Consider the following 14,945-nt stretch of genomic DNA (forward strand, 5'->3'; position numbering starts at 1 on the left):
GATCCGACGGCGGAGGTCGCCGCCCCTGAAACCCCCTGCACATCCGCGTCTTCGACCGTACCGAGGACGCTTTCGACCGATCCCGGACACTCCCGTCCGCCACGGGCCGGCTTCGCGCAAGCTGCTGCCGGCCCGTCCGTCGCCCACCTTTCTTCCACCTCCAAACTCGGGAGCGCAGAACAGTGCCGTCCTCGTCCTCCGCAGTCATCGAAACCGTTCTCGAGCAGTCCACCCGCGTCCTCCAGACTTATGCCGTGGACCCCGGCCTCGTGGCCGAGCACGCCAACGGAGAACGCCGCATCACGCAGGGCGGATACGGCGACCGACAGCTTTTCGAACTCGTCCAGAACGCGGCCGATGAAATCGCGGACGACTCCGGAGGTCGAATTCACGTCGTCCTTACCGACGGCCTTTTGTACTGCGCGAACGAGGGTAATCCGGTGACCCCGGAGGGCGCGGAGACCATTCTTCGAATGAGCATGTCGAAGAAGCGCGGCGGCCAGATCGGGCGTTTCGGAGTCGGCGTGAAGTCCGTTCTCGTGGTGACGGACACCCCGGAATTCTTCAGCAGCAGTGGCAGCTTTGGATTCAACCGTGCCTGGTCATACGAGAAGATCAAATCCGTGCCCGGTGTGACGGCGCGCTACGGCCCGGAGTTCGACGCCCCCGTCCTGCGGATGGCACGCCCGCTCGACATGCAGGCGGAACGCGCCGCCGACCCTGTGCTGGACGAACTGCTCGCCTGGGCGACCACCGTGGTCCGACTGCCCCTGCTCCCGAAGGCCGACGAGCGGCTGGGCCGGGACATGCACGGTACGCGGGGCAAGGACCACGGCGAACCACGCGAGGAGTTCCCCGTCGGCTTCCAGCTCTTCTCGCCGCACGTGGCGAAGGTCGTGCTGGAGGACCGCCGACCCCGGCCCGCGGTCCGCCGGATCCTGACCGCCCACCGGTCCGGCGACCTGCACACCGTGGTGGAGGAACGCACCGACAAGGCCGCATCCACCGAGCAGTGGCGCGTCTTCACCGTCACGCACGAGCCCGGTCCCCTGGCCCGGAACGACGCCGGTGAGCTGCACGACCGCATCACGCTCGACCTGTCGTGGGGCGTTCCCGCCCTGGCGAAGGACCCGGAGAGCGGCCTGCACGTCAGCCCTCGCTCGCGCGGCCGCGGCAAGTTCTGGTCCTTCTTCCCGACCAAGTACGAGATGTCGTTGAGCGGCATCCTCAACGGCGCCTGGAAGACGAACGAGGACCGGCAGAACCTGCTCGACTCCTCGCCCTTCAACCAAGAAATGATCCGAAGGTCAGCGCAGTTGGTCGTCGACTCCCTCCCCTCCCTGGCCCCCGCCGAGGACCCGGCCGCCTACCTGCCGCTGCTCCCCGGCCGCATCAAGGAAGCCATCAGCTGGGCCGACGAGTTCCTGACCCGTGAGATCTGGGCGCGCGCCGGGCGCTGCCCGTCACTGCCCGACCAGGACGGCATCCTGCGCGTCCCTACGGCGCTTCGCGTCCACCCACGGCTCGACAGGGACCCGAGGAAGCTCTCCCGTTGGCTGCGGATGTGGCACGAGTGCCCCGGGCGCCCATCGAACTGGCTGCACCCGAGCGTGGAGGCCGACGTCCTGCGCTCCGGAAAGGTCGAGCACATCCTCGCCGCGGCCGGGCACGAGCGGGTCGAAGTCCGTGAATGGCTGGAGGCTCTGGTCGAGGGCGGTACCCCGGAAGGGTCGGCGGTGGCCGTCCGCATCCTCGCGGACATGATCGAGCAGGGTTCCCCGTTCGCCGAGGAGGCGCGCAAGGCCCGCATCGTGCTCACCGAGGAGCACGGTCTCGTGGCCCCGGTGCACGGCAAGGTGTTCCGCCGAACCGAACAGGACGGACTGCGTGAGTCGACGGTGTACGTGGTCGCCGAGTTGGCCCAGGATCCGTCGCTGGCGCACGCCCTGAACGTCCTCGGCATCCGGGAGGCCGACGCCGAAGGCCGCTTCACCAGCGTCCTTGACCGCGGCTTCGACCACTACTCCGACTCGGACTGGCTGCGGTTCTGGGAACTCTTCCGCCGGGCCGGGGTCCGACGGCTGGCCCACAAGGTCCTGGAGCGGGTGCCCACGCCCCGCTCGACGCTCCGTGTCCAGACCGCCGACAAGCGGTTCCGGCCGATCGAGGACTGCATGCTGCCCGGCGTCGTGGTCGACGCCGAGCGCGACCCCGAAGTGGCCGTCGACATGGACTTCCACTCCGACGACACCCCCTTCTTCTCCCAGATCGGCCTGCGGGACCGGCCGGCCGGAGGGGTCCAGCCGCAGGTGGGCGAGGAATGGTTCGAGGAGTACCGCACGGCCGTCCACACCTCGTACCTGCGCACTCTGGACAACAGCGCCCCACGGCCCTCGCTGAACCGGATGAAGGTCGAGGGCGCCGCCATCGGTGGCCCGCTCCACCTCTTCCGCGCCCTCTCGCCGGAGTCCCGTGCCCGTTTCCTGAAGGCTCTGCCCGACGACGCCGTGGTCACCAACTGGACACGGCAGTTCGGCGCCCAGACCAACACCCGGCAGGCGGTGACGTCCCCGATCCGATGGATGCTGCGCAAGTACGGCACGGTCGCCACCTCGAAGGGGATCAAACCGCTCACGGAAGCCGTTGGCCCCCAGCTCATCGCGTACCGCGACGTCCTGCCCGTCGCGGACATCTCCGCCGAGAAGGCCCGCAGGCTGCGACTCCCCAGCACCGTCGAAGAAGTGCCCACCGACCGCTGGGACACGCTCCTCGAGGAGGTGTCCCGCAGTGAGGACGACGTGTTCGTCGGCACCACCTACGTGATGCTGACCCGGTTCGGGGCGGACTTCCCCGAGGACTCTTTGACCCGTTGCCGGATCGGCGAAACCTGGGGCACCCGCCCCGACGGCGAGATCACGCTCGCCGTCGGTGACGTCGAGTACCGCGCGCTGCGCGCCGAGCAACTGCCGGCCCTGCTCGTGCCGACCGCCCAGGACGCCGAGCTGATGGCAGAGAAGTGGGGCATGCTCCGCTACGCCGAGGTGATCACCCGGGAGACCCGTGAAGTACCCGAGGGAGATCCCGTGCCGCTGGTCGAGCTGTTCCCCGCCCTGCGGCAGCGTCTGAACAGCGGCAACCGGAACAGCACGGTGCAGCGGTGCACCGAGTTGGAGGAGGTCACCCGCACCCCCAACGGCACCCACGCCTCTCCCCTGGACGCCGTGCGTCAAGACAGCACCGTCAAGGTCCGCGTGCCGCTCGAACCTGAGCCGATGCTGCGACTGATCGACCGGGAACTCGGCCTGGAGCTCGGCGACGCGGGGTGCCGCGCGGTGCTGGAGCACCAGGAGCGCATGGCACGCGACAGCGAGCTGAGGACGGCGCAGAAGGCCGTGCGCGAGGCCGAGGACGTCGTGACCAAGATCGAACTGCTGATCGGCGCGGACGCGCTCAGGGCGGGTCTTCCCGAAGGGCTGATGGAGGCGGAACTGCAGGCGACCGGCGGCATGGAACCGTCTCCACGCCGGATCGCGCAGATGGCGTTCAACGCGCACGGCGACGGCGTGCTCCAGCAGCATGCCAGGGACATCCAAGCCCGCTTTCCCAACGCTCCCGTGGCGTACGGGGGTTCGTCGGCGGCCATCTCATTCGTCTCGGACCTGAAGCTGCCGATCACGTTCGCCGGTTCGCGGACTCCGTCGCCGCCCCCGTTCGAGACCGTGGAGGGCCCGCGGGACTTCCCGAGCCTGCACGGCTACCAGGAGGACCTGGTCCGCAACATCTCCACCATGCTCGACCGGCTGGCCCCGCAGCGCGGCATGCTGTCGCTGCCCACCGGCGCGGGCAAGACGCGGGTCACCGCCGAGGCCGTCATCCGCTGGGTCAAGCGGGTCGGCGACCTCAAGGGTCCGCTGCTGTGGATCGCACAGACCGAGGAACTGTGCGAACAGGCTGTACAGAGCTGGAAGTTCGTCTGGAACAAGGTGGGTGCGGAGCGTCCGCTCACCATCAGCCGCCTGTGGAGCAGCAACGAGGTCGGAAACGTCGTGGACCACCCGCACCTGGTGGTCGCCACGGACGCCAAACTAGAGCGGTGCCTGGGCACCGACCAGTACGTGTGGCTGCGCGAGACCGCCCTGGTGATCGTCGACGAGGCACACACCGCCATCTCCAAGCGGTACACCGAGGTCTTGGGCCTGCTGGGGCTCACCCAGTACGAAACCCGCCGGCATCTGCTCGGTCTGACCGCGACCCCCTTCCGCAACAACAACGAGGACGAGACTCGCCGGCTGATCAACCGCTTCGGCAACAGGCGACTCGACGAGGGGGTCTTCCCGTCCGGCGACCCGTACCGTGATCTGCAGAAGTGGGGCATGCTCGCCGAGGTCGAGCACCGCACTCTGGAAGGCGGCCGGATCGAACTGAGCCAGGACGAGAAGACGCACGCCGAGCGCATGGCGATGCTGTCCCGCGCCGCCGAGCAGCGGCTCGCCGACGACCACGCGCGCAGCCGGCGCATCGTCGACTGGGTGGCGGAACTGCCGGAGGATTGGCCGACGTTGCTCTTCGCGACGTCCGTGGATCACGCCAAGTATCTGGCGGCCATGCTCAATGACCGGGGTGTCCCGTCCGCCGCCGTGGACTCGACGACCAGTGCGCAGGACCGTCGCACTCGTATCGAGAATTTCCGAAACGGCCGCATTCGCGTGCTCACCAATTACGGTGTTCTCACCCAGGGGTTCGACGCCCCGTCGACCCGTGTGGTGGTCGTCGCGCGGCCGGTCTTCAGCAGGAACGTCTACCAGCAGATGATCGGTCGTGGTCTGCGCGGTCCCAAGAACGGCGGCAAGGATACCTGCCTGATCCTCAACGTCAGTGACAACATCGCCAACTTCGACACGCAGCTCGCGTTCACCCAGTTCGAGCACCTTTGGAGCCGCACGTGACCGACGTCTACCTCGACAGCCCTCCGCTCACGGCCGAGCAGCGGTCCGTGGTCGAGCAGCCCTGGGACGCGCGCGTCCTGGTGACCGCGGGCGCCGGGGCGGGCAAGACGCACACCCTGGTGCGCCGGCTCGACGCACTGTGCGGTCACGAGGACCCGGACGAGGCGCTGGAGGCGTCGGAGATCCTGGTGCTCACCTTCTCCCGGGCTGCCGCCCGTGAGTTGCGTGAACGCATCGCGCGGCACGGGGAGCGGGCCCGCCGGGTGCGCGCCCAGACCTTCGACGCGTGGGCGTACGGGGTTCTCCTACAGGCGCATCCGGATCGGGAGTGGGGTGGTGTCTCCTTCGACGAGCGGATCCGCGCCGCTGCCGAGGCGATCGAGAAGGGTGCACTGGAGGCCGGTGATTCCCTGCCGCCCGCCCATGTGATGATCGACGAGGTGCAGGACCTGTTGGGGGACCGGCGGGAACTGGTGGAGGCGCTACTCGACCGCTACCAGGACAGCTGTGGCTTCACCGTGGTGGGCGACGCTGCCCAGTCCGTTTACGGCTTTCAGATCGAGGATCGGGAAGAACGCGACGCCGAGACCGGCCGGTTCTTCGAGTGGCTGCGATGTTCGTTCCCCGACGACCTCGTGGAGCTGCGTCTCACGGAGAACTTCCGGGCCACCACTCCGGAGGCGCGGCTCGCGCTGGCGTACGGCCCTCGGCTCCAGCGGGTCCGGGACGCGGACGAGGCGGCCACGCTCTACGAGGAGCTGCGCGACCTGCTCCTCGATCCGGTGAACGCGCACGGCGACCTCACCGACGAGTACACGCTGCAGGGTCTGCGGGACATCGATGACACCTGTGCGATCCTCGCCCGCGACAACCGGCAGGCACTGGTGGTCTCGCGACTGCTCCACCAGAACGGCGTCGAGCACCGACTGCGTCGTCCTCTGGAGGAGCGGCCGGTTCCCTACTGGGTGGCGGAGCTGCTGCGCCGTACCGAGGCCACCGGGCTGACCGAGGACCGGTTCCGTTCCCTGCTCGCGGAAATACCGCTGCCCCACGAACCGAACGGGACGGCCCTGTGGACCGTGCTGCGGCGCGCCACACGCTCGCCCGGGCGCACCGCGCTCGATCTTGACCGGCTGCGCCGCTTGGTCGGCGACGGCCGGTTCCCCGACGAAGCGGCCGACCCGGAGACCGCGCGGATCGTCGTCTCCACCGTGCACCGGGCCAAGGGCCTGGAGTTCGACCGGGTGATCGTGCTGACACCACCGACCATCGCCGACCTGCACAAGCAGTACAAGGACGAGCTGGACCTTCCCGCCGAGGCCCGGGCACTGTACGTGGCCATGACGCGCGCCCGGCAGGACCTCTACCACATGCCCTCCCCCGAACTGCCGCTGTTCCGGAGAGCGGGCGGGCGCAAGAACGGCCGGCGCTACATCGGTGGGTGGCGGTCCTACGACAGATACGGAATCGTCGCCGAGGCCGGTGACGTCTCCCTGGACGACCCGCCCGGCCACGAGGCGGACGCCGCGGCGACCCAGGCGTATCTCCTTGAACGGGTCCGTCCCGGACACGCGGTGGTGCTGCGCAAGCGTCACGATTTGCCGATGGGTGAGTACCAGAGTCCGCCGTACGCCCTGTTCCACGACGGGCAGGAGATCGGCGAGGTGTCGGACCGGTTCCGGGAGGAACTGTTCCAGGTGCAGAAGGTCAACCGGACGTGGGACCCGTGGTGGCCCGACGAGATCCACGGTCTGCGGATTGACACGCTGGAGACCGTCACGGGCAGCATCGCTTCCGGAGTCAACGCCGGCCTCGGTGACCGAGGGGTGTGGGTCGTTCCCCGGATCACCGGCATAGGCATGTTTCGACGGGTTGACGACGACGAGGAGCAGAGCGCATGACGTACGGGGCAAGTCGGCACTCCGAGCACTACCGAGTGCGGGACGAGGAACTCCTCGTGGGTCTTCGCCGTGAACTCTTCGGACCCGCCGAGGACGCTGCGCCGGAGGACCGGGCCGAGGTGCTTGCCCACGACGCGCCGATCGACCGTTATCTGACCGGCGTGCTGTACCCGCGTGCCTCGAAGGAGCGGAAGGGCGAGAACGCAGCCGAACAGGACGGCTTGGACGCAGCTCCGCTGCCCACCCGCGGGAACGCGGAGGAGGCCGGTGGTACTGAGGACCTGGGAGTTTCGGGGGACAAGCGGCCCTCCTCCATGGGGCTGACGTTCGCGGTCGCCCCGGAGACAAGCACGATCGTGGTTTCCACACGTGCCGCGGTCTACGAGCCGACCGACGCCGAGGGGAATCCGATCCCGGCGCGCCGCGCCGACGCCCGGACCACCGCCGAACAGCGGGAACGGTGGCACCGCAGGGAACTCGACCTCCCCGACGTCCCGGTCGACGTCACCACCCCTGTCGGCAACATGCGCATGGACCTCGACGACAGGGCTCAGCTGCGTGTCGTCGTCCGCCGTCCCGATCCGACCACCCGGACGGTCACGGTCACGGTGACGCTGGTCAACAAGCAGAAGGTGGGCGAGTGGGACCTTCAGGACGCCTTCGCCCTGTTCCAGTGCGGGCTGAAGGTCCGGGCCGCCGACGGATCCAGCGCGATCGTCGAGCGCCCCGCCCCGGCCGCCGCACACGACCAGGAGATCGCCACCAGTCGGCTGCTGCACCGCCATGCCCCGACCTTCGCCGTCGGACACGGCTGCGCCGCCTCGTGGGACTGGGTGCCCTCGCCCATAGGGGTGACCGAAACGGTCGAGGCTGCCGTCCCCGAGGTGCGCAGTGATTTCGTGCCCAGCGTGGAGGTGCTGCTGACCGACTCCAACCCGGAGATCGACAGCTCGTCCCTGTCGATGCTGGGGCTGGCCGAGCAGCCCGACACCGAGGTGCTGGCAGCGCTAGAGGCACTGGCCAGGGGCTACGAGGACTGGATCGACCGGAAGTCGGCCGAGGCGGACGCCCTGGTCGGTGGCCCTTACGAGAAGCCGGCGCGGGACCAGGTGAAGGCCTGCGGCGAGGCGCTCGGTCGGATCCGTGAGGGCATCGGGCTGCTGCGGGAAAAGCCCGAGCTTATGAGGGCGTTCCGGCTCGCCAACCACGCCATGGCCGACCAGCGTGCGCGCAGCGCCTGGGTCAAGGGCGGAGGCGTCGGCATCCCCGATCCGGCCGCCGGCCGCTGGCGGCCCTTCCAGATCGCCTTCCTGCTGCTCTGCCTGGCCGGCATCGACGACCCGAAGCACGAGGACCGGAAGATCTCCGACCTCCTGTGGTTCCCCACCGGTGGTGGCAAGACGGAGGCCTACCTCGGGCTGATCGCCCTGACGTCATTCCTTCGCCGTATCCGCAGGGGGCCGAACGGCGGCGGCGTCACCGTCCTCATGCGCTACACGCTCCGACTGCTGACCCTGCAGCAGTTCGAGCGTGCGGCGATCCTGCTCTGTGCCATGGAGCACCTGCGGCGTGGCACGCCCGAGTTGGGCGACGAGGAGTTTTCCGTCGGCATGTGGGTGGGCCGCTCGGCCACGCCCAACACTCTGGCCGAGGCCGCCGCGAGGCTCGACGACCTGCGCGCCGACCTCGACAAGCGACTCGCCACCGAGAACCCCGTCCAGTTGCATGCATGCCCCTGGTGTGGGACCCGCCTCGACGCGCGGAACTACGAGGTCGACGAGGTCGCCCAGCGGATGGATATCCGCTGCCCCGGCAGGGACTGCGACTTCGCCGACGGACTACCCGTCCACCTGATCGACGAGGCGGTGTACGGCGCGCGCCCGACGCTGGTGATCGCCACCGTCGACAAGTTCGCCTCGATGCCGTGGCGCCCGGCGACCTCCTCGCTCTTCAACCTCGACGACCCGAACGACACCACCCCGCCCCCGGAACTGATCGTTCAGGACGAACTCCACCTGATCTCCGGCCCGCTGGGCACCCTGACCGGGCTCTACGAGACCGCCGTGGACGCGCTGGCCGACCGCCCCAAGGTGATCGCCTCGACGGCGACCATCCGTCGCGCGGCCGACCAGGGCCGCCACCTCTTCGCCCGTGAGGTACGGCAATTCCCGCCCGCCGGTCTGGACGCACGCGACTCGTGGTTCGCCGTGGAGACCCCGCGCGAGGAGAAGGCCAGCCGCCGTTACGTCGGTCTTCTGGCCCCAGGCACCAGCCAGTCGACGCTGTTGATCCGCACGTACGCCACGCTGCTGCACCGGGCCATGCATGCGGACACCGACGACAAGGTGCGGGACGCGTACTGGAGTCTCGTCGGCTACTTCAACAGTCTGCGGCTGTTGTCCGCAGCCGAACTGCAGGTCCACGACGACGTCGTGGCCTATCTGGAGCTGCTCGCCGAGCGCGAGGCCGTCGCGGTGCGCCAGGTCGCCAACTACTCAGAGCTGACCAGCCGGATCGACGCCAGCGAGATCCCCACGCGGCTCAAGGGCATCGAGAGGCGGCTCCCCGACGAGGACACCGTGGACGTCCTGCTCGCCACCAACATGATCGCGGTGGGCGTTGACGTTGACCGGCTCGGTCTGATGGCCGTGATGGGCCAACCGCAGACGACCGCCGAGTACATCCAGGCGACGAGCCGCGTCGGACGCGCTCATCCCGGTCTGGTCGCGGTCATGCTCAACTCCGCCCGGGCGCGAGACCGGTCTCACTACGAGAACTTCCAGCACTATCACTCGGCTCTCTACCGCGAGGTCGAGTCCACGTCCGTGACCCCGTTCTCCGCCCGCGCCCGTGAACGGGGCCTCCACGCGGTGATCGTCGCCCTCGCCCGCATCCTGATCCCGGAGGCCCGCCCGAACGAGGGCGCCGGCAGGGTCGAAGCCTATGAAGGCGTCCTTCGAGGGCGTATCAAGGAGCTGCTGCTAGAGCGCGTCCGCGCGGTGGACGAGACGGAGCTCCGCGCCGTCGACGACGGCTTCGAGGAGTTCGTCGAGTCGTGGCTCGATATGGCCGACATTCACAACAGGCTGCTCTTCGAACCGCCGAAGGGCAGCCGTGCGCCCGCGCTCCTGAAGCCGTACGACGACGACCCGGGCGTCAAGGCGTGGTCCACGCTGTGGAGCCTCCGCGACGTCGACGCCGAGTCCGCCCTGTTCATGGAGGGAACCCGATGACCCCGCCGCCCGCCCGCCGTCGCCGGACCGGAGCGAACGGCTCCACGCCCACCCTCAACCTGCCGAGACGCGGCGCGGTCCGTCGCGCCCAGGCGATCACCACGTACGGCGTCGGCTCGCTCATCGCCGTCGATCACGAGTCCTTCATCGTCTCGGGCCTGGACCAGGCCGACCGGAGCTGGAGCGACCGCGAGGCACCACGCATCCACGAGCGACGCCTCGAGCGGCTGCTCGATGTCGTCTGCTTCCGGCTGCCGCCGGCGTCCGATGACGGCAGCACGGACGGTGTACGGGTCCGCCGCTTCCCCTTGATGCATTCCTGCCCCGAATGCAACGAGCTGCAGAAGCATCGGGACTTCTCCCCACCAGCCGGTCGAAGCGTCTGCGGCACGTGCGAGGTGGACCTCGTCCCCTCACGCTTCGTCGTCGCCTGCGAGGCCGGACACCTCGACGAGTTCCCCTACTGGCAGTGGGTGCACCGTTCGGCCGACCCAGGTGCGAGGACCTTCGGGAAATGCGGAGGCAAGCTCAGGATGCGCACCTCCGGGCGCACCTCCTCGCTCCGATCGATCCTCATCTCGTGCACCTGTGGGAAGGCGCCCGAGGTGTCGATGGAAGGTTCCTTCCGCAAGAAAGCGTTGAAGGATCTCGGGCTCACGTGCCGGGGCACCCGCCCCTGGCTCGGTGCTTCCGTCCCGGCCGAGGGATGCGGACGTCCGCTGCGCACGCTGCAGCGCGGTTCCTCCTCGGTGTGGCAGCCGGTGCTGAAGTCGGCACTCTCCATCCCGCCGTGGAGCAACGGCCGCGCGGACCCGCTCGCCGGCCATTGGGAGAAGCTCAGGAAGTACCACGATCGCACGCGTGTCGAGGCCTATCTCGACGCCGTCTTCGACGAGCCGTGGCCCCTCTCGCTGGACGAAGTGATGACCCTGCTCGATGCCGAACGCGAGGAGGAAGCCGAAGGCGACGCAGCCCCGTCCTTCGACCATCGTTACCGCGCGCTGCGCAACAAGGAGTACGAGCGCCTGCGCGCCGGCAACGACGAGAGCGAGCACTCCCGTGAGGAGGAATTCGTCTGCGAGTCGCCGCTCGGTGAGCAGAGTTTGCTCGATCCACTAGGTGTCACCGGCCCGATGCTGGTCAAGAAGCTTCGTGAGGTGCGTGCCCTGAAGGCGTTCACCCGACTCGTCGACGCCGAGTCGACGACCGATGCGAAGGAGATGGCCCTCTCCGAGGAGCCCCTGCGCTGGCTGCCGGCCATGGAGGTCCGCGGCGAGGGCGTCTTCCTGCGTCTCGACGAGGAGCGACTGGCCATCTGGGAGAAGGCGCCCGCGGTGGCGGCCAGAGCCGAGCGCATGCGAACGGCCCACCAGCGAGTGCTGGAGCAGCGCGCCGACGACCCGGCCCGTGCCGTGCCGTCCCCAGCGACACCACGGATGGTGCTTTTGCACACTTTGGCCCACGTCCTTATCAACGAGTGGAGCCTGGAAGCCGGTTATCCCGCCGCCTCCCTGCGTGAGCGGCTTTACGCCACCGACGAGATGGCGGGCATGCTCGTGTACACGGCGACCAGCGACTCGGCGGGCAGCCTGGGTGGGCTCGTCGCGCAGGGCGAGCCCGAACGCCTCGCCCAGGTGATCCGCTCGGCGGTCCGCCGCGCCGAGTGGTGTTCCTCTGACCCGCTGTGTGTCGAGTCCGAGGCCTCCGGCACCATCGGGACCAACCTCGCGGCCTGCCACGCCTGCGTGATGCTCCCGGAGACGAGCTGCGAGCACAACAACATCCTGCTCGATCGCGCGCTCCTGGTCGGCACTCCGGACGATGCGCGCCTGGGCTTTTTCGCAAACATACTGGGTCACTGACATCCAGAAGCCGTCGGAGTGGCAGCCGCACTTGGTTGCTGTGCAGTTCCTTGACCGTCACCGCCTTGGCCCAGGTGGCGGTCAGCCTGCTCGCGTCCGCTGGCTGGACCAGCGCCCTGCGTTGTAGTGATCGACGCGGTGCGCGTACAGAACACGACCGTGCGCTTCATCCGCTTGTCGCTAGTCCAGACTCGGCCTCGAAGTGCATCTGGGCTCGATCGAGGGCGTCGTCAGCGTCTCGTCCATGGGCTCGGAACCAGTAGAGGATGTCGGCGATGACCTCAATCGCCGCCTCCTCCGCTGCGACAGCGTTCAACCTGCTGCCGCGCGCGGCGGGCGGTGCCTTGGCCTCGCCGTAAAGACCGAGCAACGCTTCGGCTCTTGTGACGCGCGGGTCCTCCCGATGGCCGCTTGGTGTTGTCAGGCCGGTAGCCAGTTCGCACCAAGTCACTTTCTGGTCGGCAAGCAACTGGACTCCCCACCGGTCAGCAACCGCGTCGACCAGCGCCACCCCTCGGCCGCTCTCCGCCTCCGCCCCGGCGTCGAGCAGCGTCGGCAGGGCCCGAGTATCCGGATCACGCACCTCGATGCGCAGGTGAGTGCCACTCATCGAGACGGCCAGAGTGCTCGGCGTACCGCGGCCCACGTGGTTGATCACATTGGCCACGAGTTCGCTGACGCAGAGCTGAGCGGAGTCCACGACGTCGTGCAGCCCCCAGAGCCCTAGTCGCAGACGCAGGATGCGCCGTAAGGCACCCACTTCTTCAGGCTCGGCGGCGAAGGCCACGTCCCACGGCTTTCGTGACATACACGCTTCATGGACCACGAAGACCCCTCTCATCGCTTGCCGACTCCGCCGGGTGAGCGGAACGTAATGGGCACTCACTGTCAGTGGCGCCATTGACAGGATGGCGTGCGCACATCCCGTCGTGCAATGTGCACGGAGGGAATCCCACTTCCGAGTGATTGGCAAGCACATCCCTTGGCGTAAGACTGAACGCCCGCTATTCGACCGATCGTTGAGAGGGCTGTGATGGCCGGTTCACCGACGGCGCGCCGCCGCCGTCTCTCGATTGAGCTCAAGAAGCTGCGTGAGACGAGCGCACTCACCTGTGCCCAGGTCGGCGAGGCCCTGGACTGGAGCGGCTCCAAGGTGAACCGGATGGAAACGGGGAGCGGCAGAGTCCAGCCCTCGGACATCGACGCCCTGTGCCGGTTCTATGGAACCGGCGACGAGCTGCGTGAGTTCCTGAAGTCGTTGGCGCGGCAAGCCAAGACACGTGGCTGGTGGCAGGTGCACGGCGCCGGCGTTCCCGAGTGGTTCAACATCTACATCGGCCTGGAGCAGGACGCGTCGACGCTTCGGCAGTACCAGTGCGAGCTGCTGCCCGGTCTCATGCAGACGGCTGCGTACGCATCCGAGCTGCACAAAACCGGCGCGCACATGTCTCCTCACGACATCGAACGCGCGGTTCGAGTGCGCATGGAACGCCAGATCATGCTCACTCAGCCTTCAGCTCCTGACGCCTGGTTCATCGTGAACGAGGCTGCCGTGCGGAACGTCATCGGAGATCGGGCACTGATGCGGGAGCAGCTCGAGCGTGTGCTGGAGTCGGCAGAGTTGCCCAGCGTCACCTTGCAGGTGCTTCCGTTCGACTCCGGTACCTATCCGGCCACGGGCTCGTTCACCATGCTCGGCTTCCCCGATCCGGAAGACCCGGACATCATCTACCGGGACGGCATCACCGATGCCATCTACCTCGAGGGCGAGCACCATGTTCGTGAGTACACAAGAGCCTTCGACGGCCTGCGAGCCGCGGCTCTGAGTCCTCAACGCTCCAGTCAGCTGATCAAGTCCGTACTGAAGGAATACGCGAATTGAGCACGGTAGAGGCACAGGGTCGCGACCGCTCGATGTGGTTCACGTCGTCGTACAGCAACGGTGCAGGAGGTGAATGCGTCGAGTGTGCAATGACCGAGAGAGGCGCGCTCGTTCGGGACTCCAAGCGTAGAGGCGGACCTGTGGTCGCTGTGCGGGCCCAGGCGTGGAGCAGCTTCATACGCGCCGTATGCAGTGGGGAGAGGTAGAACGAGCATGGCTTTCAGTCATCTACGGCGGATGCACACAATGAGGCGGATCGACGCTGGGGGATGTGTGCTTCGCGGGCGGCCTGCGCCGAGGAGGACGGGGAGATGGGCATGAGCCGGCCTGGTCACTTTCGCCTAGCTGATCTTGTAGTTCTCGTGCGGGATCGCTTGTGCCCACACCGCCTCGAAGGCGTCGGCGCACAGTTTCGCCCGCGGCGGGGTCCTCGCTGATCTCGCCGCCCGCGGAGGCGCCCTCGCCGGTGAAGTGGTTCCATCGGATCAACTGGCCGTCGATCAGCCAGAAGTCGTTGCCCGGCAGGGCGATGTCCGAGGCGCGCCGACGCGGCAGCCAGCGCACCTGTTCACCTGCGGCGACGTTCGTGAACGTGCCGTCGTACAGGAAGCGGGTGTATTACTCGCTGACCGGCTCGGAGACGACCCGGGCCCGGCGTACGACGACCCCACGGCTCACCGTCTTCTGGATCAGGTCAAGCCACGGTCGCCACCACGATGCGCGGTCGGCCGGGTCGTGACGGAAGCCCGCGCGCCACTGGGCGAAGGGGCCCTTCTCGTAGTCGACGGCGTATGAGTCACGCATCTCCAGGTGGACGGCTGACCGGCTCGCGGCGCCGAGCAGTTCAGGCCACGCGGGGACGCTCGGAGCGCGCCGCGGCTGCCAGCCTCGTACCTCCCGCGCGGCGCAGACGAGGACCCGCTCGTCCTGAAGCGCTGAGACTACGAGCCCGCGACGTGGGAGCGCCTGCGGAGACGGCACGGCTTCACAGACGTCCGGGCCCATCTGCGGCCCGCGCCTGCCGACCGCAAGACTGTCGGAACGTTGATCGTGCAGGCTCACCACCCGTCCCACGCGTGAAGTCAAGGGCGAGCGCTTGGTGGAGCATGAACTCCAACCGC

Annotated in this window: 7 protein-coding genes and 1 pseudogene; 6 read left to right on the forward strand and 2 right to left on the reverse strand. The window is 68.2% G+C overall.

Features of this window, described 5'->3' with window-relative positions:
* Nucleotides 1-182 precede the first annotated feature (182 nt).
* Genes N8I84_RS15760 through drmB form a run of 4 tightly spaced genes read left to right on the forward strand, consistent with a single transcriptional unit; the run spans nt 183 to nt 11,942 of the window.
* On the forward strand, nt 183-4,946 hold the full coding sequence (locus N8I84_RS15760) for a DEAD/DEAH box helicase (protein ID WP_390898899.1): 4,764 nt from the start codon (nt 183-185) through the stop codon (nt 4,944-4,946).
* On the forward strand, nt 4,943-6,847 hold the full coding sequence (locus N8I84_RS15765) for a UvrD-helicase domain-containing protein (RefSeq protein WP_263230131.1): 1,905 nt from the start codon (nt 4,943-4,945) through the stop codon (nt 6,845-6,847). The genes N8I84_RS15760 and N8I84_RS15765 overlap by 4 nt, the downstream gene beginning before the upstream one ends.
* Nucleotides 6,844-10,080, forward strand: coding sequence for a helicase-related protein (locus N8I84_RS15770; protein ID WP_263230132.1), 3,237 nt, complete (start codon nt 6,844-6,846; stop codon nt 10,078-10,080). The genes N8I84_RS15765 and N8I84_RS15770 overlap by 4 nt, the downstream gene beginning before the upstream one ends.
* The gene (gene drmB / locus N8I84_RS15775) at nt 10,077-11,942 is read left to right on the forward strand and encodes a DUF1998 domain-containing protein (protein ID WP_263230133.1); all 1,866 of its coding nucleotides are present in this window, start codon (nt 10,077-10,079) and stop codon (nt 11,940-11,942) included. The genes N8I84_RS15770 and drmB overlap by 4 nt, the downstream gene beginning before the upstream one ends.
* A 166-nt stretch (nt 11,943-12,108) precedes the next feature.
* On the opposite strand, the gene N8I84_RS15780 is transcribed toward drmB, so the two are convergent.
* Nucleotides 12,109-12,750, reverse strand: coding sequence for an ATP-binding protein (locus tag N8I84_RS15780; protein ID WP_263230134.1), 642 nt, complete (start codon nt 12,748-12,750; stop codon nt 12,109-12,111).
* A gap of 225 nt (nt 12,751-12,975) precedes the next feature.
* Here N8I84_RS15780 and N8I84_RS15785 point away from each other — a divergent pair, with 225 nt between their 5' ends.
* Together N8I84_RS15785 and N8I84_RS15790 are read left to right on the forward strand one after the other, a co-directional pair.
* Nucleotides 12,976-13,824, forward strand: a complete 849-nt coding sequence (locus N8I84_RS15785) for a helix-turn-helix domain-containing protein (protein ID WP_263230135.1) — start codon at nt 12,976-12,978, stop codon at nt 13,822-13,824.
* Between the two features lie 32 nt (nt 13,825-13,856).
* The gene (locus N8I84_RS15790; protein ID WP_263234777.1) at nt 13,857-14,030 is read left to right on the forward strand and encodes a DUF397 domain-containing protein; all 174 of its coding nucleotides are present in this window, start codon (nt 13,857-13,859) and stop codon (nt 14,028-14,030) included.
* A gap of 135 nt (nt 14,031-14,165) precedes the next feature.
* Here the strand turns inward: N8I84_RS15790 and N8I84_RS15795 are convergent.
* Nucleotides 14,166-14,628, reverse strand: a pseudogene (locus N8I84_RS15795) (DUF6879 family protein).
* Nucleotides 14,629-14,945: the final 317 nt, after the last annotated feature.

The sequence above is a fragment of the Streptomyces cynarae genome (assembly GCF_025642135.1).
GTDB lineage: Bacteria > Actinomycetota > Actinomycetes > Streptomycetales > Streptomycetaceae > Streptomyces > Streptomyces cynarae.

Coding starts and splice junctions, on each gene's coding strand:
- N8I84_RS15770 (WP_263230132.1), top strand. CDS start 6,844: ATGACGTACGGGGCAAGTCGGCACTCCGAGCACTACCGAGTGCGGGAC.
- drmB (WP_263230133.1), top strand. CDS start 10,077: ATGACCCCGCCGCCCGCCCGCCGTCGCCGGACCGGAGCGAACGGCTCC.
- N8I84_RS15780 (WP_263230134.1), bottom strand. CDS start 12,750: ATGTCACGAAAGCCGTGGGACGTGGCCTTCGCCGCCGAGCCTGAAGAA.
- N8I84_RS15785 (WP_263230135.1), top strand. CDS start 12,976: ATGGCCGGTTCACCGACGGCGCGCCGCCGCCGTCTCTCGATTGAGCTC.
- N8I84_RS15790 (WP_263234777.1), top strand. CDS start 13,857: ATGTGGTTCACGTCGTCGTACAGCAACGGTGCAGGAGGTGAATGCGTC.